The 25,474-nt window shown below is 73.0% G+C and carries 26 protein-coding genes; 21 read left to right on the forward strand and 5 right to left on the reverse strand.

Annotated elements, in window-relative coordinates; genetic code table 11:
* The first annotated feature begins 163 nt into the window (after nt 1-163).
* Nucleotides 164-1,015 (forward strand): formate dehydrogenase accessory sulfurtransferase FdhD, encoded by an 852-nt coding sequence (locus ACYVP9_RS05020; protein ID WP_460603608.1) that lies wholly within the window; start codon nt 164-166, stop codon nt 1,013-1,015.
* Here ACYVP9_RS05020 and mobA read toward each other — a convergent pair.
* A complete protein-coding gene (gene mobA, locus ACYVP9_RS05025) occupies nt 988-1,572 on the reverse strand; it encodes a molybdenum cofactor guanylyltransferase (RefSeq protein WP_460603610.1) in 585 nt (194 codons plus the stop codon). The two genes, ACYVP9_RS05020 and mobA, sit on opposite strands and share 28 nt — an antisense overlap.
* A 155-nt stretch (nt 1,573-1,727) precedes the next feature.
* Between mobA and ACYVP9_RS05030 the strand changes: the two genes are divergently transcribed.
* The 7 genes from ACYVP9_RS05030 to ACYVP9_RS05060 all read left to right on the forward strand — a co-directional run bounded on the left by ACYVP9_RS05030 (nt 1,728) and on the right by ACYVP9_RS05060 (nt 8,131).
* The gene (locus ACYVP9_RS05030) at nt 1,728-2,414 is read left to right on the forward strand and encodes an A24 family peptidase (RefSeq protein WP_460603611.1); all 687 of its coding nucleotides are present in this window, start codon (nt 1,728-1,730) and stop codon (nt 2,412-2,414) included.
* A gap of 16 nt (nt 2,415-2,430) precedes the next feature.
* Entirely contained in the window at nt 2,431-3,837 is a 1,407-nt protein-coding gene (locus tag ACYVP9_RS05035; RefSeq protein ID WP_460603612.1) for a glucose-6-phosphate dehydrogenase, read from the forward strand.
* Nucleotides 3,838-3,853: 16 nt separating this feature from the next.
* Complete coding sequence (aroC, locus tag ACYVP9_RS05040) at nt 3,854-5,056, forward strand: chorismate synthase (protein ID WP_460603613.1); 1,203 nt, start codon at nt 3,854-3,856, stop codon at nt 5,054-5,056.
* Nucleotides 5,057-5,058: 2 nt separating this feature from the next.
* A complete protein-coding gene (locus ACYVP9_RS05045; RefSeq protein ID WP_460604294.1) occupies nt 5,059-5,580 on the forward strand; it encodes a shikimate kinase in 522 nt (173 codons plus the stop codon).
* The gene (aroB, locus tag ACYVP9_RS05050) at nt 5,574-6,650 is read left to right on the forward strand and encodes a 3-dehydroquinate synthase (protein ID WP_460604295.1); all 1,077 of its coding nucleotides are present in this window, start codon (nt 5,574-5,576) and stop codon (nt 6,648-6,650) included. The genes ACYVP9_RS05045 and aroB overlap by 7 nt, the downstream gene beginning before the upstream one ends.
* Nucleotides 6,647-7,126 carry a type II 3-dehydroquinate dehydratase gene (locus ACYVP9_RS05055; RefSeq protein ID WP_460603615.1) on the forward strand — a complete coding sequence of 160 codons (480 nt, stop codon included), beginning with the start codon at nt 6,647-6,649 and terminating at the stop codon, nt 7,124-7,126. The genes aroB and ACYVP9_RS05055 overlap by 4 nt, the downstream gene beginning before the upstream one ends.
* A 75-nt stretch (nt 7,127-7,201) precedes the next feature.
* Nucleotides 7,202-8,131 carry a sulfite exporter TauE/SafE family protein gene (locus tag ACYVP9_RS05060; protein WP_460604296.1) on the forward strand — a complete coding sequence of 310 codons (930 nt, stop codon included), beginning with the start codon at nt 7,202-7,204 and terminating at the stop codon, nt 8,129-8,131.
* Between the two features lie 103 nt (nt 8,132-8,234).
* On the opposite strand, the gene ACYVP9_RS05065 is transcribed toward ACYVP9_RS05060, so the two are convergent.
* Both ACYVP9_RS05065 and ACYVP9_RS05070 read right to left on the reverse strand, forming a co-directional pair.
* On the reverse strand, nt 8,235-8,933 hold the full coding sequence (locus ACYVP9_RS05065; RefSeq protein ID WP_460603616.1) for an HAD family hydrolase: 699 nt from the start codon (nt 8,931-8,933) through the stop codon (nt 8,235-8,237).
* Between the two features lie 5 nt (nt 8,934-8,938).
* Nucleotides 8,939-10,531, reverse strand: coding sequence for an ABC-F family ATP-binding cassette domain-containing protein (locus ACYVP9_RS05070; protein ID WP_460603617.1), 1,593 nt, complete (start codon nt 10,529-10,531; stop codon nt 8,939-8,941).
* Nucleotides 10,532-10,665: 134 nt separating this feature from the next.
* Between ACYVP9_RS05070 and ACYVP9_RS05075 the strand changes: the two genes are divergently transcribed.
* Entirely contained in the window at nt 10,666-11,124 is a 459-nt protein-coding gene (locus tag ACYVP9_RS05075; protein ID WP_460603618.1) for a hotdog fold domain-containing protein, read from the forward strand.
* Here the strand turns inward: ACYVP9_RS05075 and ACYVP9_RS05080 are convergent.
* Nucleotides 11,121-12,443: a hypothetical protein gene (locus ACYVP9_RS05080; protein ID WP_460603619.1), complete on the reverse strand. Its 1,323-nt coding sequence runs from the start codon at nt 12,441-12,443 to the stop codon at nt 11,121-11,123. The two genes, ACYVP9_RS05075 and ACYVP9_RS05080, sit on opposite strands and share 4 nt — an antisense overlap.
* 122 nt (nt 12,444-12,565) lie before the next feature.
* Here ACYVP9_RS05080 and efp point away from each other — a divergent pair, with 122 nt between their 5' ends.
* Both efp and nusB read left to right on the forward strand, forming a co-directional pair.
* Nucleotides 12,566-13,129, forward strand: a complete 564-nt coding sequence (gene efp / locus ACYVP9_RS05085) for an elongation factor P (RefSeq protein ID WP_460603620.1) — start codon at nt 12,566-12,568, stop codon at nt 13,127-13,129.
* Complete coding sequence (nusB, locus tag ACYVP9_RS05090; protein ID WP_460603621.1) at nt 13,129-13,548, forward strand: transcription antitermination protein NusB; 420 nt, start codon at nt 13,129-13,131, stop codon at nt 13,546-13,548. Before efp ends, nusB begins: the two co-directional genes overlap by 1 nt.
* A gap of 66 nt (nt 13,549-13,614) precedes the next feature.
* Here the strand turns inward: nusB and ACYVP9_RS05095 are convergent, their stop codons facing one another.
* Nucleotides 13,615-14,172: a helix-turn-helix domain-containing protein gene (locus ACYVP9_RS05095; RefSeq protein ID WP_460603622.1), complete on the reverse strand. Its 558-nt coding sequence runs from the start codon at nt 14,170-14,172 to the stop codon at nt 13,615-13,617.
* Nucleotides 14,173-14,444: 272 nt separating this feature from the next.
* On the opposite strand from ACYVP9_RS05095, the gene pyrR reads away from it, so the two are divergent.
* The 10 genes from pyrR to ACYVP9_RS05145 all read left to right on the forward strand — a co-directional run bounded on the left by pyrR (nt 14,445) and on the right by ACYVP9_RS05145 (nt 25,456).
* Nucleotides 14,445-15,023, forward strand: coding sequence for a bifunctional pyr operon transcriptional regulator/uracil phosphoribosyltransferase PyrR (pyrR, locus tag ACYVP9_RS05100; protein ID WP_460603623.1), 579 nt, complete (start codon nt 14,445-14,447; stop codon nt 15,021-15,023).
* Nucleotides 15,020-15,955: an aspartate/ornithine carbamoyltransferase family protein gene (locus ACYVP9_RS05105; RefSeq protein WP_460603624.1), complete on the forward strand. Its 936-nt coding sequence runs from the start codon at nt 15,020-15,022 to the stop codon at nt 15,953-15,955. Before pyrR ends, ACYVP9_RS05105 begins: the two co-directional genes overlap by 4 nt.
* Nucleotides 15,952-17,244 (forward strand): dihydroorotase, encoded by a 1,293-nt coding sequence (locus ACYVP9_RS05110; protein WP_460603625.1) that lies wholly within the window; start codon nt 15,952-15,954, stop codon nt 17,242-17,244. Before ACYVP9_RS05105 ends, ACYVP9_RS05110 begins: the two co-directional genes overlap by 4 nt.
* Nucleotides 17,241-18,338, forward strand: coding sequence for a carbamoyl-phosphate synthase small subunit (carA, locus tag ACYVP9_RS05115; protein ID WP_460603626.1), 1,098 nt, complete (start codon nt 17,241-17,243; stop codon nt 18,336-18,338). The genes ACYVP9_RS05110 and carA overlap by 4 nt, the downstream gene beginning before the upstream one ends.
* Nucleotides 18,338-21,631, forward strand: coding sequence for a carbamoyl phosphate synthase large subunit (gene carB, locus ACYVP9_RS05120; RefSeq protein WP_460603627.1), 3,294 nt, complete (start codon nt 18,338-18,340; stop codon nt 21,629-21,631). Before carA ends, carB begins: the two co-directional genes overlap by 1 nt.
* Nucleotides 21,628-22,485, forward strand: a complete 858-nt coding sequence (locus ACYVP9_RS05125) for a dihydroorotate dehydrogenase electron transfer subunit (protein WP_460603628.1) — start codon at nt 21,628-21,630, stop codon at nt 22,483-22,485. The genes carB and ACYVP9_RS05125 overlap by 4 nt, the downstream gene beginning before the upstream one ends.
* Nucleotides 22,486-22,487: 2 nt before the next feature.
* The gene (locus ACYVP9_RS05130) at nt 22,488-23,477 is read left to right on the forward strand and encodes a dihydroorotate dehydrogenase (protein WP_460603629.1); all 990 of its coding nucleotides are present in this window, start codon (nt 22,488-22,490) and stop codon (nt 23,475-23,477) included.
* A gap of 133 nt (nt 23,478-23,610) precedes the next feature.
* Complete coding sequence (pyrF, locus tag ACYVP9_RS05135) at nt 23,611-24,429, forward strand: orotidine 5'-phosphate decarboxylase (RefSeq protein ID WP_460603630.1); 819 nt, start codon at nt 23,611-23,613, stop codon at nt 24,427-24,429.
* Nucleotides 24,426-24,746: a hypothetical protein gene (locus ACYVP9_RS05140; protein WP_460603631.1), complete on the forward strand. Its 321-nt coding sequence runs from the start codon at nt 24,426-24,428 to the stop codon at nt 24,744-24,746. The genes pyrF and ACYVP9_RS05140 overlap by 4 nt, the downstream gene beginning before the upstream one ends.
* 56 nt (nt 24,747-24,802) lie before the next feature.
* Nucleotides 24,803-25,456, forward strand: a complete 654-nt coding sequence (locus ACYVP9_RS05145) for a hemerythrin domain-containing protein (protein WP_460603632.1) — start codon at nt 24,803-24,805, stop codon at nt 25,454-25,456.
* Nucleotides 25,457-25,474: the final 18 nt, after the last annotated feature.

A 25,474-nucleotide genomic window follows, 5' to 3' on the forward strand; every position in this document is an offset into this window, starting at 1 on the left:
CGCGGTCCGCGTCGACGCCGCCGTACCGGCCACAGCGGGTGAGCACCAGCGTCGTCCCGCCCCTCCATCCCGGGACGGCGCGTGTGATCGGTGTTAAGTTAGCAAGATCGGGCGGCGGTGACCAGCCCCGACCGCGACCACGCCCGGACTACTGTCGGGACACATGGCGGTGACCACGACGCGACGCTCGATCGTGCGGCGGGCGAGCGGTGCCGACGTCCGCCGCACGCCCGACGACCTCGCCGTCGAGAGCCCGCTCGTCCTCGGCCTCGATGCGCGCAGCCACCTCGTGCCCGAGGACGGCGCCGGCACCACGCTCGCCACCCTGATGCGCACCCCCGGCCACGACATCGAGCTCGCGGCCGGCTGGCTCGTCGTCGAGTCGGGCGTGCGCGCCCCGGACGACATCCTGGCGATGCGCACCTGCCGCGAGGACGACACCGACCGCGTCCACGTCACGCTGCGGCCGGGTGTGCGTCCGCCCCGGCCCCGCGCGTTCGTCACCTCGGCGGCGTGCGGCGTGTGCAGCGCGGACGTCCTCGATCTGGCACCGCTGGCGGGCGGGCCGACCCACGGCGACGGGTGGACGGTGTCCGCCGAGGTGCTCGCCGGTCTGCCCGACACGATGCGCACCCGGCAGAAGGCGTTCGATCGCACCGGCGGGGTGCACGCGGCGGCCCTCGCCGACTGCCGCACCGGACTGGTCAACGGGGCGCTCGGCGCTCTCGGCCCGGTGCGCGAGGACGTCGGGCGCCACAACGCCGTCGACAAAGTGGTCGGACAGGCCCTGCTCGCCGGCGAGCTGCCCGGGCGCGAGCGCCTGCTCGTCGTCTCGGGGCGTGTCTCGTTCGAGATCGTGCAGAAGGCCGTTGCGGCCGGGGTGGCGGGCATCGTCGCGGTGTCGGCGCCGTCGAGCCTGGCCGTCGACCTGGCGCGGGAGTACGGACTGCTGCTCGCCGGCATGGTGCGCGGCGGGCGGCTGAACCTCTACGCCGGCGACGAGTTCGTGTCCTGAGCCCGGGCCCGTGCCCGGGCGACGTCGTCCCAGGTGTCGCAGTCGTCGCCCCACCCCCCGGTGTCGGGCACGGGCGTGAGCGGGACGCCGTCGGCGAGCGAGCGCATCGAGGCGTCGCGCGTCGTGGGGAGCCGGGCGAGCGCGTCCTCGAGGGCGGCGCGCTCCCAGGCGGACGCCAGCCGGTTCTCGCGACCGTCCGCATCGATCAGGGAGGCGCGTCCGCCCGCGGGCACCGCGGCCAGCAACAGCGGCACCGCCGGTGCGATCCACGGCAGGTCCGCGGCGAGCACGGTCAGGCGCGGGGCCGTGGTCAGGGGGAGTGCCGCGGCGAGGGCGGCGACCGGTCCCGACCCTGGCGGTTCCTCGCGGCACCACCTCACGTCGAGGTCGAGACTTCTTTCAGGGCCGACGACCACGACGGTGTGCGCTCCGCGCGCCGCCTCGACCACGCGAGCGAGCAGCGGTGTTCCGCCGACGTCGAGCCCGGGCTTGTCCGCGCCGCCGAGCCGGCGCCCCCGTCCGCCCGCGAGCACGATCGCGTCGAACCCCGGCTCCATCCCGCGAGCGTAGGTCCGGGCGGGGACGTTCGGGCGTGTCGGCCACCCGGGTCCCGAGGTCCGACGATCCGCGCCGGCCGGCACAGTCCGGCACCGTCCACAGCCGGGCCCGACCGTCCGGCGGGGCGGGCGGCGCGCCGGTAGGGTCCGGCGGCGTGTCGTTCCCGCACCTCGCGCTGCCCGCGGCGCTGATCGCGGCGGGGGCCTGCGTGGCGGCGGCGCCCTACCTGGCGGGACTCACGCTGACAGCACCGGACGCCGATCGTCGCGACTGGTGGCGCGTCGAACGCACCGGCCGGGAGCGGCAACTCGCCACCGCGGGCGTCGCGCTGGTGCTCGGCGCCCTGGCCGGGCTGACCGCCGGGCTCTCGCTGGTGCTGCTGCCCATGCTGGCGCTCGCGCTGGTCAGCACGCCGCTGGTGGTGATCGACCGCGAGCACCACCGCCTGCCGAACCGGCTGGTGTTCACGCTGGCCGTCGCCGCGCCCGTGCTCGGGACGCTCGTCGCGCTGGCGTACGGCGAGTGGCACCCGCTGCTGCGCGCGGCGGAGGGTGCGGCCGCCGTCTTCGCGGTGCTGTTCCTGCTGGCGTTCGTCTCGCCGAAGGCGTTCGGCTACGGCGACGTGAAGCTCGGCGGCATCCTCGGCGGGTACCTGGGCTGGTTCGGGTGGGCCTACGTCTACTACGGCATCTTCGCCGGGTTCGTGCTCGGTACGGTCGTCTCGATCGTGCTGCTGGCGACCCGCCGGGCGACGATGAAGACCGCGATTCCCTTCGGACCCATGCTGATCCTGGGGGCGCTGGTGATCCTCGCCTTCGACCTGGTGCCGAACCTTCTCTGACGGGTACAGCGCAAGAGTGACTGAGCAGAACCGTCCCGGCCCGACCGTCTTCGTCCTCTACGGCGCCACCGGCGATCTCGCCAAGCGCATGGTGCTGCCGGCGTTCTACACGCTGGCCAAGGAGAAGCTGCTCCCGTCCGACTGGGTGCTCGTCGGCAACGGCCGCGGCGACGTGTCGCACCTCGACTTCCGCAAGCACGTCCGGGGCGTGCTCACCGACTCCGGCGAGAAGCTCGACGACGGCACCTGGAGCGACTTCGAGTCCCGGCTGCGATTCGCCGGCGGCGGGTTCGCCAAGGACGACCCCGGCAGCCTGCTGGACGTGATCGCCGAGGCGCGCGAGCAGGTCGGCGCGGACGCCCAGCTCGTGCACTACCTCGCCATCCCGCCGTCGGCGTTCCAGCGCATCACCGAGGGCCTCGGCGAGCACGACCTGGCGAAGGGCAGCTACGTCGTCTACGAGAAGCCGTTCGGCACGTCCGCCAAGGGCTTCCGCGAGCTGGACGAGATGGTCCACGAGGTGCTCGACGAGAAGCAGGTCTTCCGCATCGACCACTTCCTGGGCAAGGAGGCGACGCAGAACCTGCACGTGCTGCGCTTCGCCAACGGCCTGTTCGACGCCGTCTGGTCGCGCGAGCACATCCGCGCCGTGCAGATCGACGTGCCCGAGACGCTGGGCATCGCCGACCGCGCCGAGTTCTACGACGAGACCGGCGCGGTGCTCGACATGCTCGTCACCCACCTGTTCCAGCTCGCGGCCGAGGTCGCCATGGAGCCCCCGGCCGACCTGAGCGCCGAGAACCTGCAGGCCGCCCGCGAAAAGGTGATCGGCTGCTTCCGTCCGCTCGACACCGACGACGTGGTGCTCGGCCAGTTCGAGGGGTTCACCGACACGGACGGGGTGCGCAGCACCTCGCGCACCGACACGTTCGTCGCCGCGAAGCTGTTCATCGACAACGACCGCTGGCGCGACGTGCCGTTCCTGCTGCGGACGGGCAAGCGGCTGCACACCAGCGCGCAGCGGGTCAGCCTCATCCTGCGCGAGCCCGCCGGCACGCTCTCGGGCGTGCCCAAGCACGGCAACGTCATCACCTTCGACCTCAAGGGCGACGGCGCGATCGACCTGCAGCTGGTCACCAAGCGGCCCGGACCGGGCGCGGAGCTCGAGACCGCCGACACCTCGCTGCACCTCGACCAGCTCCCGGACGGCGACCCGCTGCCGCCGTACGCGCGGCTCATCCACGACATCCTCACCGGCGACCGGTCGCTGTTCACCCGTCCCGACGGTCTGGCCGCCGTCTGGGAGGCCGCGGCGCCGCTGCTCGACGACCCGCCGACGCTGCACCGGTACGCGCCGAACTCGTGGGGCCCTAAGCAGGCCTCGGCCCTGGCCGAACCGGACGGATGGCTGCTCGGCGGGTAGTGGGAGACTGGCCCGCGTGTTGCGCTGGATCACCGCGGGCGAGTCGCACGGGCCCGCGCTCGTCGCCGTCCTGGACGGCCTGCCCGCCGGTGTCGCCGTCACCACCGGCGACGTCGCCGCCGACCTCGCCCGCCGGCGCCTCGGTTACGGCCGCGGCGCGCGGATGAAGTTCGAGCAGGACGTCGTCGAGCTGACCGGTGGGGTGCGGCACGGCGTCACCATGGGCGGCCCCGTCGCGGTGCGCGTCGGCAACACCGAGTGGCCCAAGTGGGAGCAGGTGATGTCGGCCGACCCGGTCGACGAGGACGTGCTGGCCGAGCTGGCCCGCAACGCCCCGCTCACCCGCCCGCGCCCCGGCCACGCCGACCTCGCCGGCATGCAGAAGTACGACGTCGACGACGCCCGTCCGGTGCTCGAGCGGGCGAGCGCCCGCGAGACCGCGTCCCGGGTCGCGCTGGGCACGATCGCCCGCGCGTTCCTGCAGCAGGCGCTGGGTGTCGAGGTCGTCAGCCACGTCGTGGGCATCGGCACGGTGGCCGCGCCCGCCGGCGTCGTCCCCACGCCCGAGGACGCCGAGCGCGTCGACGCCTCACCCGTCCGCTGCCTCGACGCGGACGCGTCCGCGGCGATGGTCGAGGAGATCGACCGCACCCGCAAGGACGGCGACACCCTCGGCGGCGTCGTCGAGGTGCTCGCCTACGGCCTGCCGCCGGGTCTCGGCAGCTTCACCCACGGCGACCGACGGCTCGACGGCAAGCTCGCGGCCGCGCTCATGGGCATCCAGGCCATCAAGGGTGTCGAGGTCGGCGACGGCTTCGAGCTGGCCCGCACCCGCGGCTCGCTCGCGCACGACGAGATCGTGAACGACGACGGCACCATCCGCCGCGTGTCCGGGCGGTCGGGCGGCACCGAGGGCGGCATGACCACCGGCGAGGTGCTGCGCGTGCGGGCCGCGATGAAGCCGATCTCGACCGTGCCGCGGGCGCTGCGCACCGTCGACACCGAGACCGGCGAGGCCGCCGTCGCCATCAACCAGCGGTCGGACGTCTGCGCCGTGCCCGCCGCCGGCGTCGTCGCCGAGGCGATGGTCGCCCTCGTGCTCGCCGAGGCGGCGCTCGAGAAGTTCGGCGGCGACTCCGTCACCGAGACCCGGCGCAACCTGGACTCCTACCTGAAGCGGCTCGTCGAGCGCGGCCTCACCCCGGCCCCCGGGCGGTGACCGTGCCGCCGAAGGCCGTCCTCGTCGGCCTGCCCGGCGCGGGCAAGACCACGAGCGGACGCCGCCTGGCGAAGATCCTGGCGGTGCCGTTCGCCGACTCCGACGAGCTCGTCGAGCAGCGCACCGGGCGCAGCGTCCGGGCGATCTTCGCCGAGTCGGGGGAGCCCGCCTTCCGCGAGCTCGAGGCGGCCGCGATCGCGTCCGCCCTGGCAGGGTTCGACGGCGTTCTCGCGCTGGGCGGCGGCGCGCTCACCACGCCCGCGGTGCGTGACGCGCTGTCGGCCGCGGACGTCCCGGTGGTGCTGCTGCGCGCCCGCCTCAGCACCTTGGGGGAGCGCGTGGGCGACGGCCGCAGCCGTCCGCTGCTGGCCGACGACCCCGAGGCCCGGCTCGCGTCGCTCGCCGGCGAGCGGGAGCCGCTGTACCGCTCGGTCGCGACCCTGACCGTCGACACGGACGGGCGCACTCCGGGCCACGTCGCCGCCACGGTGGCGGCCCGCCTGCACCGCCGGGGGCACTGTTGACCACGACCCGCATCGACGTCACCGGCTCGCCCGGGTACCCCGTGCTCATCGGCACCGACGTGCTGCCCGCGATCGGCGGGCTGCTGCCCGGTGCCACGCGGGTGGCCGTGCTGCACCAGCCGTCCGTGACCGTCACCGCGCAGCAGGTGGGCGCCGAGCTCGCCCGCGCCGGGATGACCGTGCACCCGATCGAGCTGCCCGACGGCGAGGCGGGCAAGACGCTCGCCGTCGCGGGCCGCTGCTGGGACGAGCTCGGCACGCTGGGCTTCACCCGCTCCGACGCCGTCGTCGGCGTCGGCGGGGGAGCGGCCACCGACCTCGCCGGCTGGGTCGCCGCGGCCTGGCTCCGGGGCGTGCGCGTCGTGCAGGTGCCGACCACGCTCGCGGGCATGGTCGATGCCGCGGTCGGTGGCAAGACCGGCATCAACACCGGACGCGGCAAGAACCTGGTGGGCGCGTTCCACCCGCCGGCCGGGGTGCTCTGCGACCTCACGACGCTCGCCACGCTGCCCGTCGCCGACTACCGGGCGGGTCTCGCCGAGGTGGTCAAGAGCGGCTTCATCGTCGACCCGCGCATCCTCGAGCTCGTCGAGGCCGATCCCGCCGCCGCCGGTGTGCCCGGCAGTGCCGTCGAGCGGGAGCTGGTCGAGCGGACGGTGCGGGTCAAGGCCGACGTCGTCGGCGAGGACCTCACCGAGCAGGGCCTGCGCGAGATCCTCAACTACGGTCACACCCTCGGCCACGCCATCGAGCGGGCCGAGAACTACACGTGGCGCCACGGCGACGCGGTGTCCGTCGGGCTCGTCTACGCCGCCGCCCTCGGACGCCGCCTGGGACGCCTCGACGACGCCACCGCCGACCGGCACCGCGCCGTGCTCTCGGCGCTGGGCCTGCCCGTCGGCTACCGGTCCGGCGCCTACGCCGAGCTGCTCGACACCATGCGCGTCGACAAGAAGGCGCGCGGCAACCGGCTGCGCTTCGTCGTCCTGGACGGGCTCGCGCGGCCCGGCCGCGCCGACGACCCCGACCCGTCCGTCCTCGAAGCCGCCTACTCGGAGGTCGCGTCATGAGCCAATCCCGCGTCCTGGTCCTCAACGGGCCCAACCTCGGCCGCCTCGGCGGCCGGGAACCGGAGATCTACGGCTCCGGCAGCCACGACGAGCTCGTCGCGCTGTGCACCCGCGGCGGCGCCGAGCTCGGACTGGACGTCGAGGTGCGGCAGACCGATCACGAGGGCGAGCTGCTCGCGTGGCTGCACGAGGCCACGGATGCGGGCACGTCGGTCGTGCTGAACGCGGCCGGGCTCACCCACACCTCCGTCGTGCTCGGCGACGCCTGCGCGATGCTCGTGCAGGCAGGGTGCCTGCTCGTCGAAATGCACATCAGCAACGTCTTCGCCCGCGAGCCGTTCCGGCACCACAGCTACGTCTCGCCGCACGCGTCCGGCGTGCTGGCCGGCCTCGGGGTGGACGGCTACGTGCTCGCGCTCTCGTGGCTGTCCACCCGGCTCGGCGACGCCGACGAGGACGCCCCGCTCACCGATTAGGAGTATGTCCAGTCCTTAGGTAGGGTTGATAGGAGTTGCCTATCACCCGGGAGAGACGTGCACTTCGACTGGCTCATGGCCCTCGCCGCGCTGGGCATCGGCGTCGTCGTCGGGCTGACCGGCATGGGCGGCGGTGCCCTCATGACCCCGGTGCTCGTGCTCTTCTTCGGCGTCCCGCCGCTGGCCGCGGTGTCGAGCGACCTGGTGGCGGCCGCCGTGATGAAGCCGGTCGGGTCCGCCGTGCACCTGCGCAACGGCACCGTCCGGCTCGACCTCGTCAAGTGGCTCTGCATCGGCTCGGTGCCGGCAGCGTTCGTGGGCGCCTGGCTCATCAGCGAGCTGCACGGCACCGACGGGCTCGACGACGCGATCAAGAAGGCACTCGGCGTCGCGCTGATCGTCGCCGCCGCGGGACTGTTCGGTCGCGCCTACATGCGGCTGGCCGAGCGCGCCCGGCACCTCGACGGACGCCGTCCGGCCGACCCGAAGGGGCCGCCGCAGGTGACGCTGAAGCCGGTGCCGACCGTCCTCATCGGCGTCGTCGGCGGTGTCATCGTCGGCATGACGTCCGTGGGCAGCGGGTCGCTGATCATCATCGCGCTGATGTTCCTGTACCCCACGCTGCGCGCGAGCGAGCTCGTCGGCACCGACCTGCTGCAGGCCGTGCCCCTCGTCGCCGCCGCCGCGATCGGGCACCTGATCTTCGGCGACCTCGAGTTCGGCGTCACCACCGCGCTGCTCGTCGGGTCGATCCCCGGTGCCTACATCGGCGCCAAGCTGTCGACCCGCCTTCCGGGCGCGCTGATCCGCCGCGCTCTCGCGTTCGTGCTGCTCGCGTCGGCGCTGAAGCTGCTCGGCGTGGGCACCACCGAGACGTGCATCGTGCTCGTCGCCGTCGTCGTGCTGGCCGGCCCGGTCTGGATGCTGTTGCGTCGCGCCCACGGCTTCCCGGCGCTGCCCTCGCGCGAGAGCACCGAGCAGAAGCAGACCGCGACCGCCGCCTGACCGGCCCCTTCGTGAGGCTGACCGGCATGGTCCGGCGTCGACCGGACGAGGTCGACCCGCCGGTGCAGCCCGGAACGTGCCGGTCGACGGACGACGGCGCCGGTCAGAAGTGCCGGGGGAGGTCGGCCAGCGAGGGCACGTGCAGGATGCGGTCGTCGTCGGGGTCGAGCTCGGCGAACTCGTGGGCCCAGGTGTTCGGGTGCGGCACGTAGACCGCGTTCAGCCCCGCCGCCCGCGACGCGACGATGTCCGAGCGCGGCGAGTTGCCGATCATCCACGTCCGTTCGGCGTCGAGGTCGTGCGTGGCGACGAGTTCGCGGTAGGTGTCCGGCTCCTTCACCGGGACGATGTCGATCGCGGCGAACCGGTCGGCGAGGCCCGACACGTCGATCTTGCGTTGCTGCTCCTCGGGCACGCCCTTCGTCATCAGCTGCAGCCGGTGTCGTGAGCCGAGCCGGTCCAGCACGGACGCCACCTCGGGCAGCAGCTCGACGTGCCCGGCGGCGAACACCTCGCCGAAGCGTTCGATGCGGGCCGCGTCGGCCGGGCCGAGCGGGCGCTCGGTGAGCCGGGTGAAGGCGTCGCGCAGCGAGCGCAGGAACACCTTGCTGCCGTACCCGTGGGCGACGATGTTCGCCTCCTCGACATCGGCGATGATCGCGCGCACCTGCCGCGGGTCGAGCGTCGGGTGGGCGAGCCATTCGACGTAGTCGTCGACGACGCGTTCGAAGAAGACGTTGTTCTCCCAGAGGGTGTCGTCGGCGTCGAAGATGAGCGTCTGCGCGTCCACGGGCCGGATCATGCCCATCACCCCGCCTCGGTCGGCAACCCGATATCGCGCACCTCCCACCGGCGGGTGACGCCGAGTTCGCCGAGGAACGTCTCGTCGTGGCTGACGACGACCAGCGCGCCGTGGTACCCGGCCAGCGCGGACACGAGCTGGGCGACGCTGTCGAGGTCGAGGTTGTTCGTCGGCTCGTCGAGCAGGAGCAGCTGCGGGGCGGGCTCCGCGAGCAGCAGGCACGCCGTCGCCACCCGGAACCGTTCACCGCCCGAGAGCGTCCCGGCGGCCTGGTCGACGGCGGTGCCACGGACGAGGAAGCGGGCCAGCTGCGCGCGCACCTGCTGCGGGCTCGCCCCGGGCGCGGCCGTGCGGACGTTGTCGAGCACCGAGCGCGCGTCGTCGAGCAGGTCGAGGCGCTGGGGCAGGTAGCGCACGGGCACGAGGGGCGTCCCGACGTCGCCGCGCGGGTGCCGGCGCCGGCCGGCCCACGCCTCCAGCAGCGTCGTCTTGCCGCCTCCGTTCGGCCCGGCGAGCGCGATGCGTTCGGGCCCGCGGACGACGAGGTCACCGACCCGCAGCACGTCCCGTCCGCCCGGCACCTCCGTGGCAGGCAGGTCGACGCGGACCTGGTCGTCGTCGCGGACCTCCGCCTCGGCGGCACGCAGCGCCTCGCGGGCGCCCTCGAGCCTGCCCTCGTGCAGGTCGCGGTACCGGCCGGCCGACACCTGCGCCTGCATCCGCCGCCCGTGGGCGATGATCTTGGGCACCCGCTTCTCCCGCTCGGCCGTGCGGGCGGTGCGGGCCCGTCGGGCCAGCGTCACCTGGGCGTCGGCGAGCTGTCGCTTCTCACGCGCGAGGTCGCCCTCGGCCGTGCGGACGCGCCGTGCGGCGGCCTCCTGCTCCGCCTCGAGCGTGGCGGCGTAGTGCGACCAGGGTCCGCCGAACGACCGGGCCCGGCCGTCACGCAGTTCGACGGTCGTGCCGGTGCGCTCGAGCAGCTCACGGTCGTGACTGACGACGACCAGCACCCCGGGCCAGGCGTCCACGGCGTCGTACAGCAGGTGCCGCGCCCGCCGGTCGAGGTTGTTGGTCGGCTCGTCGAGCAGGCTCACCGCCGGACGGCGGACGAGCAGGCCCGCCACCCCGGCCAGGACGGCCTCGCCACCCGAGAGCGTGCCGACCGGCCGGTCGAGCACCTCCGGCCCGTCCGACGGCAGGCCGAGGCGCGCGAGCGTCGCCACCGCCCGGGACTCGACGTCCCAGTCGTCGGCCAGGGCCGTGAAATGCGCCGGGTCGGCGTCCCCGGCCTCGATGGCGTGCAGCGCGTGCCGGGCGGCGCTCACGCCGAGCAGGTCGGCCACGGTGCGGCCGGTCTGCAGCGGCAACCGCTGCGGCAGCAGGGCGACGTCCCCGACGGCGGCGACCGTGCCGGACGCCGGGCGCAGCTCGCCGGCGATCAGCCGAAGCAGGGTCGACTTGCCGCTGCCGTTGCGGCCGACGAGGCCGGTGCGACCGGGCGGGAGGGCGACGTCGAGTTCGGTGAGGGCGGCGGTGCCGTCGGGCCACGAGAACGACAGGCCGGTGCAGACGACGGCGGGGGTGGGGGCGTGTGACAAGGAGGTCTCCCGGACAGGGATCGACGACAGGGACGTCGCGACACCGCAGGGGTGTCAGACCTCAGGACTCCACGACGACGACGCTAGACGGACCGGCAACCGCTTTTTCTCTACCCGCCGGTAACATCCGGCGGGTGGACGTCCTGGGTCTCTACCGCCGCGCCAGCAAGGTCCCGCTCGGACGGGGTGCCTTCAGCATGGCGTTCGCGCTGCAGGCGCCCTACTTCCTGACCATCGCGCCGACCCTCGTCGAACTGCGCCCGAACTTCGCGCAGGTGCGGGTGCGCAAGTGGTGGGGCGTGCACAACCACATCGGCACGGTGCACGCGATCGCCGTCGCCAACGGTCTCGAGATGGCGATGGGCGCGCTGGCCGAGGCCACCATCCCGGACGAGTTCCGCTGGCTGCCCAAGGGCATGGAGCTGGAGTACCTCGCCAAGTCGACGTCCACCCTGCTGGCCACCGCCGAGACCGACCCCGCCGACTGGGAGCGGCCCGGTGAGGTGCCGGTCGCGGTCAGCGCGGCCCGCGACGACGGCACCGAGGTGGTGCGCGGCGTGATCCGGCTGCACCTCAGCGCGAAGAAGTCCTAGCGTGTCCGCGCGGAGATCGTGCGCGCGCCGGTGTCGCCCCGTCTCGTGAGCGCCGCGACGCGCGGCCCGGTGGCGTCCAGGGCCACGGTGGCGACGTCGGTCGCCGTCGCGACCTGCGTGCCCACCTCGGTCCGCAGGACGTCCTCCCGCGCATCCGTTGCGTAAGAGATGACCGACCACGACACGACCCGCTGTGCCTGCGCGAGCGCGACCCGGGGGGCGACCGGGGAGAAGTAGCGGTCACGGGTGTTCACCAGGGCCGAGGGGGCCGACCACGTGGTTCCTCGCAGCGTGCTCGACAGCAACCGGTGGTCGTCCGCCGACGGGCCGGTGTCCGACGTCCACACGGCGGTGGCCGTGCCGCCGTACATCGCGACCGACACCGCGGTGGTGAGACCACCGCCGCTGGACAGGTCGTGGCGGTGACACACGCCGTCCGGGGTGAGATAGGCGACCGACGCGTAGCTGCGTCCGGCGGAGTTCGTCGGGTGCACCCAGGCGTGCACGGTGCCGGTGCCGCCGGCCGAGGTCTCGGTCGGCACGGCGAGGACGCCGGTGCCGCATTCGGTGGGGGCGAAGCTCGCGCGGGCGAGAGCCCTGCCGTTCGCGTCGAGCCCGCCGCGCTGTTCGGTGCGGCACGGCCGTCCGCCCTGGTTGGCGCTGCGCCACGTCCAGGTCGCCGTGAGGCGGTTGCTGTCGCGGACGGACACCTGCACGTGGTCGGCGCCGACGTAGGTGCGCCCGCCGCCCGGTGCGGTGGCCGAGACCTGCACCGGTGCGCGCCAGGTGGTGCCCTGCAGCCGCAGGACGTATGCGGTGTGGGCGCGCGTAATCGCGAGCGCGCCGAGGCCGGTGCCGGCCACTTCGAAGTCGGAGGGCGTGTCGCTCGCGCGCACCGGCACCGTGACCGGCTTCGACCAGGTGCCGCCGGCCGGACGCTGGATCGAGCGGACGACCGCGGCCCGGCCCGGCGCGCTGTCGGTGTAGACGGCGACCGCCCGTCCGGTGCGGTCGATGCCGACCCAGGCCCGTCCGGCACCGCCGTCGGTGACCGGGAAGCGCGCGGCCGACCACGCGCCGCCGGCGTCGCGGACGGCCAGCGCCGGCTGCAGCACCGACGACCGGGTGGTCTGCCAGGTCGCCACGGCGGCGCCCGAGGCATTCGTCCGGACGAGCGTCGCGTCGGCGGCGGCACCGGCGGCAAGCGACCCGAGGCGGGTGTCGGGGCTCCACGGGGCCGGGGCCGCACCGGCTGCCGTCGCCGTCACCAGCCCTCCGGCGAGCATTCCCGCGGACAACAGTGCGACGGTGCGGATCATGGTCCCTCCCCGGACTCGATCATGTGCCCGCGACGCGGCGGGCAGCGCGTAGCGATCACACCATGGCGGCCCGCGACGCCGTGGCGCGGCGACCTCCGCCCCATGGCATAAACTCAGCGCCCGTGGCAACTACGAACGACCTGAAGAACGGCATCGTCCTCAACCTCGACGGCCAGTTGTGGACCGTCACCGAGTTCCAGCACGTGAAGCCCGGCAAGGGCGGCGCCTTCGTGCGCACCACGCTGAAGAACGTGCTCTCGGGCAAGGTCGTCGACAAGACCTTCAACGCCGGCACCAAGGTCGAGACCGCCAACGTCGACAAGCGCGCGATGTCCTACCTCTACAAGGAGGCGGACGACTTCGTGTTCATGGACAGCGACACCTACGACCAGATCACCGTGCCGGCCGCGACGGTGGGCGACAACGCGAACTACCTGCTCGACAACGCCGAGGTCGTCGTCGCGATGCACGACGGCACGCCGCTCTACGTCGAGCTGCCGACGAGCGTCGAGCTCGTCATCAGCCACACCGACCCGGGCCTGCAGGGCGACCGCGCCACCGGTGGCACCAAGCCGGCCACGCTCGAGACGGGCGCCGAGATCCAGGTGCCGCTGTTCGTGTCGACCGGCGAGAAGGTCAAGGTCGACACCCGCGACGGCCGGTACCTCGGCCGCGTGAACAGCTAGTGGCCGCTCGGTCCAAGGCTCGCAAGCGGGCGCTGGACGTCCTCTACGAGGCCGACGTCCGCGGCGTCGACGCCGTCAGCACGCTCGCCGAGCGGGTGGCCCTGGCCGACCCGCCGGTCAACGACTACACGATCGAGCTCGTCGAGGGTGTGCAGGCCCACCGCGAGGACATCGACGGCATCCTCGCCCAGTACGCCGAGGGCTGGACGGTCGACCGCATGCCCGACGTCGACCGCGCGGTGCTGCGCCTCGGTGTCTACGAAGTGCTGTGGCGCGACGACGTGCCCGACGCCGTCGCGATCGACGAGGCCGTCGAGCTGGCCAAGGCGCTGTCGACCGACGACAGCCCCAAGTTCGTCAACGGCGTCCTCGGTCGCGTGGTGAGAGAAGTTCCGTCGAAACCGTCGGCGGGTAGCTGACGGCACCAGCGCTGCTGTCGGATCGCGCTGGTCGGCGACGTCGACCTCGAAGTGCCGGGGAGGCGGTCATGGCTGGGCGTCGACGATGACCGACTCGGGGGCCAGCACCTGCCAGCGCACGAGCTTCTCGGTGAGTGCGTCGATCGAGCAGTCGTACATGAGCGCGAGGGTGCGCAGGTCCTCGTGGCGCACCGGCATCGTGCGGGGGCCGATGTCGCCGCGCTGCCGCAGGATCGAACCGACGAAGCGCTGCAGCACGTCGGCGGACGGGTCGGTGAGCGAGCCGACCTTGTCGAGGTTGAGCACGATGCGGTTCAGCGGGGTGCCCGTGCTGGCCCCGCCGCCTGCGAACGGAGTGTCCTCCGGCGGCAGCAGGTCGCCCACCGCGACGCCGTAGAAGTCCGCCAGCTCGGCCAGGCGCTGCACCGACACCGCACGGTCGCCGCGCTCGTACGACCCGACCACGACCGCTTTCCACTTGCCGCCGGACTTGCGCTCGACACCGTGCAGCGAGAGGTGCTGCTGCATGCGGATGGCGCGCAACCGCGTGCCCAGCGCTTTGGCGTAGCCGTCGTTGGCATCGCCCTCGGAGGTGATCTCTCGGTCGGTCGTTCGCTCAGTCATGGGTTCCTCGGGGGGCGCGGTGGGCGGTCGTTGCGTCGCCGCGACGGTGTTGTCAGGAATCTTGGTCAATCATGGCAGTCTTCGGGCGGTTTCGGTGCGGTCGCGGCCTGCTCCCGCCGAAATTCGTACGTCTTCCGGACGGCGGCCCGGGTGCCGTCCGCACGCCGGCCCGGGCCCGCGGGCGGCGCTGCTAGTGTCGGGCACGACCAACTCCTTTAACGGACCGTCCCGTGAGGCGGACAAGGAGGTTGAGCACCGTCGTGTCCGCACGCATGCCGACCACGCCCCCACCGGGGGCGTCCGAGACGCCCCCCGGTTCGGCCGTGATGACCGCGCAGGACGTCGCGCGGGTCACCGACCGCATCGCCCACCAGATCATCGAGAGCACGGCGCGCACCGGCTTCGACGCCGTGCTGCTCGGCATTCCCACGCGTGGAGTGCCGCTGGCGCACCGGCTGGCGGCCCGCATCGCCACCTTCGCGGACGTGCGCCTTCCGGTCGGAAGCCTCGACATCACCCTCTACCGGGACGATCTGCGCCTTCGGGGCGTCCGCCCGTTGGCCGAGACGGTGGAACCGGACGGCGGCGTCGACGGACGGCTCGTGATCCTCGTCGACGACGTGCTGAGCTCGGGCCGCACCTGCCGCGCGGCGCTCGACGCGCTCACCGAGCTCGGACGCCCCCGCGCCGTACAGCTGGCCACGCTGGTCGACCGCGGGCACCGCGAACTGCCGATCCGCGCCGACTACGTGGGCAAGAACCTGCCGACGTCCGCCGAGCAGAACGTGCGGGTGCTCATCGGCGACATCGACGGCGAGGACGCCGTGTACGTCGACGGAGGTACCGCGTGAACCTGCTGTCCGCCGCCGACCTCGACCGCGACGAGGCGCTCGCGATCCTCGACACCGCCGAGCGCATGAACGCCGTGCAGACCCGCGAGGTCAAGAAGCTGCCGCCGCTGCGCGGCCGTACCGTCGTCAACCTGTTCTTCGAGGACTCGACCCGCACCCGGTCGTCGTTCGAGATCGCCGGCAAGTGGCTGTCCGCCGACGTGATCAACGTCAGCGCCAAGGGCTCGAGCGTCAGCAAGGGCGAGTCGTTGCGCGACACCGTGCTCACCGTCGCCGCGATGGGCGTCGACGCGCTGGTGGTGCGCCACAACGCGTCCGGAGCGGTCGCCCGGATCGCGCAGTGGGTCGAGTGCCCGGTGGTCAACGCCGGCGACGGCACCCACGAGCACCCGACCCAGGCCTTGCTCGACGCCTTCACGCTGCGCGGCCGGCTCGGCGGGTTCGAGGGCCGGCACGTCGCGATCGTCGGCGACATCACGCACAGCCGGGTCGCCCGCTCGAACGTGCTGCTGCTGCACACGCTCGGCGCGCGGGTCACCCTCGTCGCGCCGCCCACGCTCATGCCCTCCGGCGTCGCGAGCTGGCCGTGCGACACCAGCTGGGACCTCGACGCCGTGCTGTCGGGCAAGGCCGGTGGCGACGTCGACGCCGTGATGATGCTGCGGGTGCAGCGCGAGCGGATGTCGGGCGGTTACTTCCCGACCGAGCGCGAGTACGCGGTCGGCTACGGGCTCTCACCCGCCCGCCTCGACCTGATCGGCGAGGACGTCCCGGTCCTGCACCCCGGACCGATGAACCGCGGTCTCGAGATCTCGTCCGCGGCGGCCGACGGGGCGCGGTCGGTCGTGCTGGCGCAGGTGCAGGCGGGGGTGTCCGTCCGCATGGCGGTGCTCTACCGGCTGCTGGCCGGGGCGACGGAGGTGACGGTGTGACGATCATCAGGGGCGCGCGCATCCTCGGCGGCGAGCCGGCGGACGTCCGCATCGAGGGCGACACGATCGCCGAGGTCGGAACCGGGCTGTCGGGCGAGGTCACGATCGAGGCGGACGGCCTGGTGTTGTTGCCGGGCCTCGTCGATCTGCACACCCACCTGCGCGAGCCGGGGCGCGAGGACACCGAGACCATCGCCAGCGGCTCGCGGGCCGCGGCGCTCGGCGGCTTCACCGCGGTGCACGCGATGGCGAACACGAACCCGGTCGGCGACACCGCCGAGCTCGTCGAGCGGGTCGCGGCCGAGGGCGAGCGGGTCGGCCTCGTCGACGTCCGTCCGGTGGGCGCGGTGAGCAAGGGTCTCGGCGGCGAGACGCTGGCCGAGATCGGGGGCATGGCCCGTTCGCGGGCCGCGGTGCGCGTGTTCAGCGACGACGGCCGCTGCGTGCACGACGCCCGGCTGATGCGCCGCGTGCTCGAGTACGTCAAGCCGTTCGGCGCGGTGGTCGCGCAGCACGCGCAGGACCCGCGGCTGGCCGACGGCGCGGCGTGCGCCCACGAGGGCGAGATCTCCGGGCGGCTCGGCCTGGCCGGCTGGCCCGCGGTCGCCGAGGAGTCGATCGTCGCGCGTGACGTCATGCTCGCCGAGCACACCGGCTCGCGGCTGCACGTGTGCCACGTCTCCACGGGTGGGACCGTCGAGGTGATCCGGTGGGCGAAGGCGCGCGGCATCGCCGTCACCGCCGAGGTCACCCCGCACCACCTGCTGCTCACCTGCGACCTGCTCGAGGGCTACGACCCGGTGTTCAAGGTGAATCCACCGCTGCGGCCGTCCCGTGACGTCGAGGCGCTGCGCGAGGGCCTGGCCGACGGCACGATCGACGCCGTCGCCACCGACCACGCGCCGCACGCCGCCCACGACAAGGACCACGCCTTCGGCGACGCCGCGTTCGGCATGCTCGGGCTCGAGACCGCGCTCGGCGTGGTCGCGCAGGCCATGGTCGCGACCGGCCTGCTCGACTGGGCCGGCGTGGCCGACCGCACGGCGGTGCGGCCCGCGCAGATCGGCCGCCTCGCCGACCAGGGACGTCCGGTGGCCGCCGGTGAGCCGGCCAATCTCGTGCTCGTCGACCCGTCCGCGTCGTGGACTGTCGAGGCCGACCGGCTGGCGTCCCTGTCGCGCAACACCCCGTTCGCCGGGCGCGCGCTGCCCGCGTCGGTGGTGCACACGATCTTCCGCGGACGGCAGACCGTCCGCGACGGTGCGGTGCTGGAAGGAGTTGTCGCGTGACGCTGCTGGTCCTCGAGGACGGCCGGACATTCGAAGGCGAGCCCTACGGGGCGGACGGCGAGACGTTCGGCGAGGCGGTCTTCAACACCGGCATGACCGGGTACCAGGAGACGCTGACCGACCCGTCGTACCACCGGCAGGTCGTCGTGCAGACGGCGCCGCACATCGGCAACACCGGCGTGAACGACGACGACCACGAGTCGCGGCGCATCTGGGTCGCCGGGTACGTCGTGCGCGACCCCGCCCGCCGTGCGTCGAACTGGCGCTCGGTCCGCAGCCTCGACGAGGAGCTCGCCGCGCAGGGCGTCGTCGGCATCAGCGGCATCGACACCCGCGCGCTGACTCGCCACCTGCGCGAGCGCGGCGCGATGCGCTGCGGCATCTCGTCCTCCCGTTCGCGCGACGAGCTGCTGCAGGCGGTGCTCGACTCGCCGCCCATGGCCGGCAGCGACCTGTCGGCCGAGGTGACGACGACCTCGCCGTACACCGTCGATGCCCTGGGGGAGAAGCGGTTCACGGTCGCGTCGCTCGACTTCGGCATCAAGTCCATGACGCCCCACCGCATGGCCGAGCGCGGCATCGCCTCGCACGTGCTGCCGTCCACGACGTCGGCGGACGACGTGGTCGCGACGGGCGCCGACGCGGTGTTCCTGGCCAACGGCCCCGGTGACCCGGCCACCGCCGACTCCGCCGTCGCCACCGTGCGCGAGCTGCTGCGCCGCGAGGTGCCGGTGTTCGGCATCTGCTTCGGCAATCAGATCCTCGGTCGCGCCTTCGGCTTCGGCACCTACAAGCTCGGCTACGGCCACCGCGGCATCAACCAGCCGGTGCAGGACCGCCGCACCGGCAAGGTCGAGATCACCGCTCACAACCACGGCTTCGCCGTCGACGCTCCGTTGGACAAACCAACCGACACCGACTTCGGGGCCGTCGAGGTCAGCCACGTCTGCCTCAACGACGACGTCGTCGAGGGCCTCGTCGCCCGTGACGTGCGCGCGTTCAGCGTGCAGTACCACCCCGAGGCCGCCGCCGGACCGCACGACGCCGCCTACCTGTTCGACCGTTTCGTCGAGCTCCTCGAAGGGACGAAGTAGTGCCGAAGCGCGACGACATCTCGCACATCCTCGTCATCGGGTCGGGGCCGATCGTCATCGGCCAGGCCTGCGAGTTCGACTACTCGGGCACCCAGGCGTGCCGGGTGCTGCGCGCGGAGGGCTACCGCGTCAGCCTCATCAACTCGAACCCGGCGACGATCATGACCGATCCCGAGTTCGCCGACGCCACGTACGTCGAGCCGCTCACGCCCGAGTTCGTCGAGCGTGTCATCGCCAAGGAGAAGCCCGACGCCCTGCTGCCCACCCTGGGCGGGCAGACCGCGCTGAACCTGGCCATCGACCTGTTCTCGGCCGGCGTGCTCGAGAAGTACGGCGTCGAGCTGATCGGCGCCGACGTCGACGCCATCCAGCGCGGCGAGGACCGCCAGCGCTTCAAGGACATCGTGCGGACGGTCGGCGGCGACGTGCCCGAGTCGCTGGTGTGCCGGTCGCTCGACGACGCGATCGCCTTCGCCGAGAGCGTCGGCAACAAGGTCGTCATCCGGCCGTCGTTCACGATGGGCGGGCTGGGGTCCGGGCTGGCGAACGGCGCCGACGAGGTGCGCACGATGGTTGCGCGTGGCCTGGCCGCGAGCCCCGTGCACGAGGTGCTCGTCGAGGAGTCGGTGTTCGGTTGGAAGGAGTACGAGCTCGAACTCATGCGCGACCGCCACGACAACGTGGTCGTCGTCTGCTCCATCGAGAACCTCGACCCCATGGGCGTGCACACCGGTGACTCGATCACCGTCGCGCCCGCGATGACGCTCACCGACCGCGAGTACCAGCACATGCGCGACATCGGCATCGCCGTGCTGCGCGAGGTCGGCGTCGACACCGGCGGCTGCAACATCCAGTTCGCGATCAACCCGGCGGACGGCCGGATGATCGTCATCGAGATGAATCCGCGCGTGTCGCGCTCGTCCGCGCTCGCGTCCAAGGCGACGGGCTTCCCGATCGCGAAGATCGCGGCGAAGCTCGCCGTCGGCTACACGCTCGACGAGATCCGCAACGACGTCACCCGCGAGACGCCCGCGTCCTTCGAGCCCGCGCTCGACTACGTGGTCGTGAAGATCCCCCGCTTCGCGTTCGAGAAGTTCCCGGGCGCCGACCCGGTGCTGACCACGCACATGAAGTCGGTCGGCGAGGCGATGGCGATCGGACGCAACTTCACCGAGGCGCTGGGCAAGGCACTGCGCTCGATGGAGACCAAGGCGGCCGGCTTCTGGACCCGCCCGGAGGACGACCTGCCCGTCGAGGAGCTGCTCGCGCGGGCCGCGTTCCCCACCGACGGCCGCATCTACTGGGTCGAGCAGGCGCTGCGCGCCGGCGCATCGGTCGACGAGGTCGCCCGCACGACCGGCATCGACCCGTGGTTCGTCGACCAGATCGCGCTCATCGGCGAGACGGCGGCCGCCCTGCGCGAGGCACCCACGCTCACGCTCGACCTGCTGCGCCGCGGCAAGCGGCACGGCCTGTCCGACCGGCAGGTGGCGGCGTTGCGTCCGGAGCTGGCCGGCGAGGACGGCGTGCGCACCCTGCGGCACCGGCTGGGCATCCGTCCGGTGTTCAAGACCGTCGACACCTGCGCGGCCGAGTTCGCGGCCGTCACCCCGTACCATTACTCGTCCTACGACGAGGAGACCGAGGTGGCGCCGCAGCCGGACAAGCAGAAGGTGATCATCCTCGGCAGCGGCCCCAACCGCATCGGGCAGGGCATCGAGTTCGACTACTCGTGCGTGCACGCGGTCATGGCGCTGCGCGACGCCGGGTTCGAGACCGTGATGGTCAACTGCAACCCCGAGACGGTGTCGACCGATTACGACACCGCCGACCGGCTGTACTTCGAACCGCTCACCTTCGAGGACGTGCTCGAGGTCGTGCACGCCGAGCAGGAGTCCGGGCCGGTCGCGGGTGTCATCTGCACGCTCGGCGGCCAGACCCCGCTCGGGCTCGCGCAGCGGCTCAAGGACGCCGGCGTGCCGGTGCTGGGCACGCAGCCCGAGGCCATCGACCTCGCCGAGCACCGGGGCGCGTTCGGACGGGTTCTCGACGAGGCCGGCCTGCCCGCGCCGAAGCACGGCACCGCCACCTCGTTCGAGGAGGCCAAGGAGGTCGCCGACGGCATCGGCTACCCGGTGCTGGTGAGGCCGTCCTACGTGCTCGGCGGACGTGGCATGGAAATCGTCTACGACGAGCAGCACCTGCTCGACTACATCAACCGGGCCACCGAGATCACGCCCGACCACCCGGTGCTCGTCGACCGTTTCCTCGACGACGCCATCGAGATCGACGTCGACGCGCTGTTCGACGGCGAGGACCTCTACATCGGCGGCGTGATGGAGCACATCGAGGAGGCCGGCATCCACTCCGGCGACTCGGCGTGCGCGCTGCCTCCGATCACCCTCGGCGCGGGCGACCTCGAGGCGGTGCGCCGCTCGACGCTCGGGCTCGCGAAGGGCGTCGGGGTGCGCGGCCTGCTGAACGTCCAGTACGCGCTGGCCGGCGACACGCTCTACGTGCTCGAGGCCAACCCGCGCGCATCGCGGACGGTGCCGTTCGTGTCCAAGGCGACGGCCGTGCAGCTGGCCAAGGCGGCGGCTCGCATCGCGCTGGGCACCACGATTGCGCAGTTGCGCGCAGAAGGCATGCTGCCGGCGAGCGGCGACGGCGGAGCGCTTCCCGACGACGCGCCGATCGCGGTCAAGGAGGCGGTGCTGCCCTTCCACCGGTTCCGCACTCCGGCCGGTGACCAGGTCGACACCGTCCTCGGTCCGGAGATGAAGTCGACCGGCGAGGTCATGGGCTTCGACTCCAGCTTCGGCACCGCGTTCGCGAAGTCGCAGGCCGCCGCCTACGGCTCGCTGCCGGTCGGGGGCACGGTCTTCGTGTCGCTGGCCAACCGCGACAAGCGGGCGGCGATCTTCCCGGTCAAGCGGCTCAGCGACCTCGGTTTCCGCATCCTCGCCACCGCCGGTACCGCGCAGGTGCTGCGCCGCAACGGCGTGCCCGTCGAGGTCGTGGGCAAGTTCAGCGACGGCCCGGGCAACGTGGTCGAGCGCATCCTGGCCGGTGACGTCGACCTCGCGCTCAACACGCCCTGGGGATCGGGCGGACCGCGGCTCGACGGGTACGAGATCCGCACCGCCGCCGTCACGGCCGGCATCCCGTGCCTGACCACGACGCAGGCGTTCGCGGCCGCGGTGCAGGGCATCGAGGAGCTCATCCGCGGCGACATCGGTGTCCGTTCGCTGCAGGAGTTCCACGCCGCGATCCGTCCCGAGGTGGCGCGGTGACCCCCGTGCAGGAGCAGGCGGAGATCTTCTCGGTCACGAAGGCGGGGGAGTACGTCCAGTTCACGGTCGTCGCGCCGCAGATCGCGGACGGTTTCCAGCCGGGCCACTTCGTGGCGGTCGCCGTGGGCGGCGAGAACACCGCCATGGGGCTGCGGCGGGCGTTCGCCATCGCGGGCGCGACGCCCGGCGGCACCTACGCCGGCACCGTGCAGTTCGTCGTCGCCGAGCACGGTCCCGGCACGCGGTGGCTGGTGCAGCGGCAGGCAGGTGAGCGGCTCGACATCGTCGGTCCGCTCGGCACGCCGTTCCCGCTGCCGAACGGCCCCGCGCCCGCCGTGCTCGTGGGCGGCGGGTACGGGTCGGCGCCGCTGATCCCGCTCGCGCAGGCCCTGCTGGCCAACGGTTCGCCCGTCGAGTTCGTGCTCGGCGCCGCGACGGCGTCCCGCCTCTACGGCGAGCTGACCGCGAAACGTCTCACCGGCCAGGTCACCGTGACCACCGACGACGGCAGCGCCGGTACCAAGGGACTCGTCACCGACGTGCTGCCCGACGTCATCGAGCGCATCGGCGCCGAGATCGTCTACGCCTGCGGCCCGATGCCCATGCTTAAGGCCGTGGGTGAGATTGCGCAGAAGCGCGCGATCATGGCGCAGGTCGCCGTCGAGGAGTCGATGGCCTGCGGCATCGGGGTGTGCATGACCTGCGTGCTGCCGGTGCGCGGCGACGACGGACGCGCGCGTTTCGTCCGCTCGTGCGTCGAGGGACCGGTCTTCGACGCCGGACGCGTGCGCTGGAACGACGTCGGGCACCTGCCCGCCGACCTCGTCGGCGCCGACGCGATGAGGGGGCACTGAGCATGGCGGACATGACTGCCCGGCTCGGGTCGGTCCGGCTTCCCAACCCGGTGCTCACGGCATCGGGCTGCGCCGCCGCCGGACGCGAGCTGCACCAGTTCTTCGACGTCGCCGATCTCGGCGCCGTGGTCACCAAGTCGATCATGACCCGGTCACGGTCCGGACGGCCGACGCCGCGCATGGCCGAGACGCCGAGCGGCATGCTCAACTCGATCGGCCTGCAGGGCCCGGGCATCGACGACTTCATCGCGCACGACCTCGCCTGGCTGGCCGAGCACGGCGCCCGCACGGTCGTCAGCATCGCAGGCGGTCACACGGACGAGTTCGTCGAGCTCGCGCGGCGCCTGGCCGGACACCCGGCGGTGTCGATGCTCGAGGTCAACATCTCGTGCCCCAACGTCGAGTCGCGCGGACAGGTGTTCGCCTGCGACGCGATCGCGTCCTCACGGGTGATCGGGGCCGTGCGCCGCGCCGCCGACCCGGCGCAGCCGGTGTTCGCGAAGCTGTCGCCCGACGTCACCGACATCACCCACATCGCGCGGGCCTGTGCCGACGCGGGTGCGGACGGGTTCTCGCTGATCAACACCCTGCTGGGCATGGTGATCGACACCGACACGATGGCGCCGGCGCTCGGCGGCATCACCGGCGGGCTCAGCGGGCCGGCCATCCGTCCCGTCGCCGTCCGGTGCGTCTGGCAGGTCGCGAAGGCGCTGCCGCACCTGCCCATCCTCGGCATGGGCGGCATCCGCACGGGCCTGGACGCGCTGCAGTTCGTGCTCGCCGGAGCGTCCGCGGTGTCGGTCGGTACCGCCGTGTTCGGGGACCCGTCCGCCCCCGTGCGGGTGCTGCGCGAGCTCGAGCAGGCGCTCGACGAGCGCGGTTTCGCCTCGCTGCAGGACGCCGTCGGCTACGCGCATCAGCCGGCGGCCGTCCAGGCCGCACGACGCAAGGCCGAGGCGGGGCCCGTGCCCAGCGAGGCGGCCGCGTCGTGAGCGGCCGACGATCAGGTGTGCGCGTGAGTTCGCCGGTTCGGGGGCGGCGAAGCGGTCAAGTGGGGTGCAAACCTGATCGTCCGGCGGCGCGACCGACCGTCCGGCGCGCAGACCTGATCGCGGAGGGCCTGCCATGACCTTCGGACGCCGCCTGGACGCCGCCCTCGACGCCCGCGGCTCGGTGTGCGTGGGCATCGACCCGCACCCCGGCCTGCTCGAGGCGTGGGGGCTCACCGACGACGCCGACGGCCTCGCCCGCTTCGCGGACGCCTGCGTCGAGGGTTTCGGTGCCACGGCGGCGGTCGTCAAGCCGCAGTCGGCGTTCTTCGAGTGCCACGGGTCGGCGGGGGTCGCGGTGCTCGAACGCACCGTCGCCGCGCTGCGGGACGCCGGCGCCCTCGTGCTGCTCGACGTGAAACGCGGCGACATCGGCTCGACGATGACCGCCTACGCGCGCGCCTATCTCGACCCCGCGTCGTCGCTCGCGTCCGACGCGATCACCGTGAGCCCGTACCTCGGCATCGGCTCGCTCGACCCCGCCTTCGAGCTGGCGACGCGGCACGACCGCGGCGTGTTCGTGCTCGCGGCGACGTCCAATCCCGAGGGCCCGCAGTTCCAGCACGCGACGACCTCGGACGGCGTCACCGTCGCCCAGGCCGTCGTCGACGCCCTCGCCGCGCGCAACACCGACGGTCCCGGGTCGTTCGGCGTCGTCGCCGGCGCCACCATCACCGATCCCCCCCGCTTCGACGGCCTCGACGGACCGATCCTCGCGCCGGGCGTGGGCGCGCAGGGCGGCACCGCCGACGACGTCCGCCGGCTGTTCGGGTCGGCGCTGCGGTCAGTGGTGCCGAGCGTGTCGCGCGAGGTGCTGCGGGCCGGTCCCGATCCGGCGTCGCTGCGCGGCGCCGTCGAGCGGCTCGCCGGCGAGTTCGCCTTCCTCAGGGCATGACGGACGCCGCGACGTGCGCCGCAGGCGAGGCCGCGTGGCACGCCGCGGCGCACGCCGCCCTCGGCGTCCCGTGGCACGCGGACGCGCGTGTCGCCTGGACCGACCGTCCGTCCCACCCGTTCCTGCTCGGCGCCGTCACGCTGCATCCCGACGCCACCGTGCCCGACGGCGTCCGCGCTCCGGTGCGCGACAGCTTCGGCACCCTCGCGCTCGACGGTTGGAGATCCGAACCCGCAGATCCGTGGATGATCCGTCCGCCCGGCCCGTTGCCGGCGCCGGTCGTCCCCGGACGTCCGCTGCAGTGGACCTGCGACTGACCGACGGCGGCCGAAGGACCCTGCCGTGCGCCCGGCGCGCGTGCCAGCGTGCACGCATGCCGACTCCCGCTCCGACCATGACGCACGACATGATCATCATCCACCGCGTGTTCCGTCGTGAGTTCGCGCTGCTGCCCGCGCTGGTGCGGGCCGTGGCCGCCGGGGACACCGCGCGCGCCGACCGGTTGGCCGGCCACCTCGACCTGGTGCTGGGCGTGCTCGAACACCATCACGCCGGCGAGGACCTGTTGCTCTGGCCGAAGCTGCGCGAGCGCGCACCCGAACACTCCGCGCTGTTCGACGAGATGGACGGCGACCACGTCGAGATCCACGGCGTCATCGAGCGCGTGCAGGCGCTGAGCGCGCAGTGGCGCGAGAGCGCAGCCGCCGACGACCGCGACGAGCTGGCCCACGAGATCGAGGACCTCCTCGCGCCACTGGCGTTCCACCTCGACCGCGAGGAGGCCGAGATCCTTCCGCTCGTCGACGCGCTGCTCACCCCGCAGGAGTGGGGCGAGCTGGGCGAGCGTGCGCTGTCGTCCCTCGCCCCGCAGGACGCCATGATCGTCCTCGCGCAGATGCACGAGAGTTCGGCCGAGGACGAGTGGTCGGGTTTCGTCGTGCACCTGCCCCCGCCGGTGCAGGAGGCCTTCGTGCTGCACGCGCTGCCCGCCTACCCGGCGTACACGGCCGCGGTCCGCGGGGCCTGACGCGCGAGCGCGACGCGC

The organism is Jatrophihabitans fulvus (assembly GCF_054781375.1).

Coding starts and splice junctions, on each gene's coding strand:
- ACYVP9_RS05020 (WP_460603608.1), top strand. CDS start 164: ATGGCGGTGACCACGACGCGACGCTCGATCGTGCGGCGGGCGAGCGGT.
- mobA (WP_460603610.1), bottom strand. CDS start 1,572: ATGGAGCCGGGGTTCGACGCGATCGTGCTCGCGGGCGGACGGGGGCGC.
- ACYVP9_RS05055 (WP_460603615.1), top strand. CDS start 6,647: ATGAGCCAATCCCGCGTCCTGGTCCTCAACGGGCCCAACCTCGGCCGC.
- ACYVP9_RS05060 (WP_460604296.1), top strand. CDS start 7,202: ATGGCCCTCGCCGCGCTGGGCATCGGCGTCGTCGTCGGGCTGACCGGC.
- ACYVP9_RS05065 (WP_460603616.1), bottom strand. CDS start 8,933: ATGATCCGGCCCGTGGACGCGCAGACGCTCATCTTCGACGCCGACGAC.
- ACYVP9_RS05080 (WP_460603619.1), bottom strand. CDS start 12,443: ATGATCCGCACCGTCGCACTGTTGTCCGCGGGAATGCTCGCCGGAGGG.
- ACYVP9_RS05095 (WP_460603622.1), bottom strand. CDS start 14,172: ATGACTGAGCGAACGACCGACCGAGAGATCACCTCCGAGGGCGATGCC.
- pyrR (WP_460603623.1), top strand. CDS start 14,445: ATGCCGACCACGCCCCCACCGGGGGCGTCCGAGACGCCCCCCGGTTCG.
- ACYVP9_RS05130 (WP_460603629.1), top strand. CDS start 22,488: ATGGCGGACATGACTGCCCGGCTCGGGTCGGTCCGGCTTCCCAACCCG.
- pyrF (WP_460603630.1), top strand. CDS start 23,611: ATGACCTTCGGACGCCGCCTGGACGCCGCCCTCGACGCCCGCGGCTCG.
- ACYVP9_RS05140 (WP_460603631.1), top strand. CDS start 24,426: ATGACGGACGCCGCGACGTGCGCCGCAGGCGAGGCCGCGTGGCACGCC.
- ACYVP9_RS05145 (WP_460603632.1), top strand. CDS start 24,803: ATGCCGACTCCCGCTCCGACCATGACGCACGACATGATCATCATCCAC.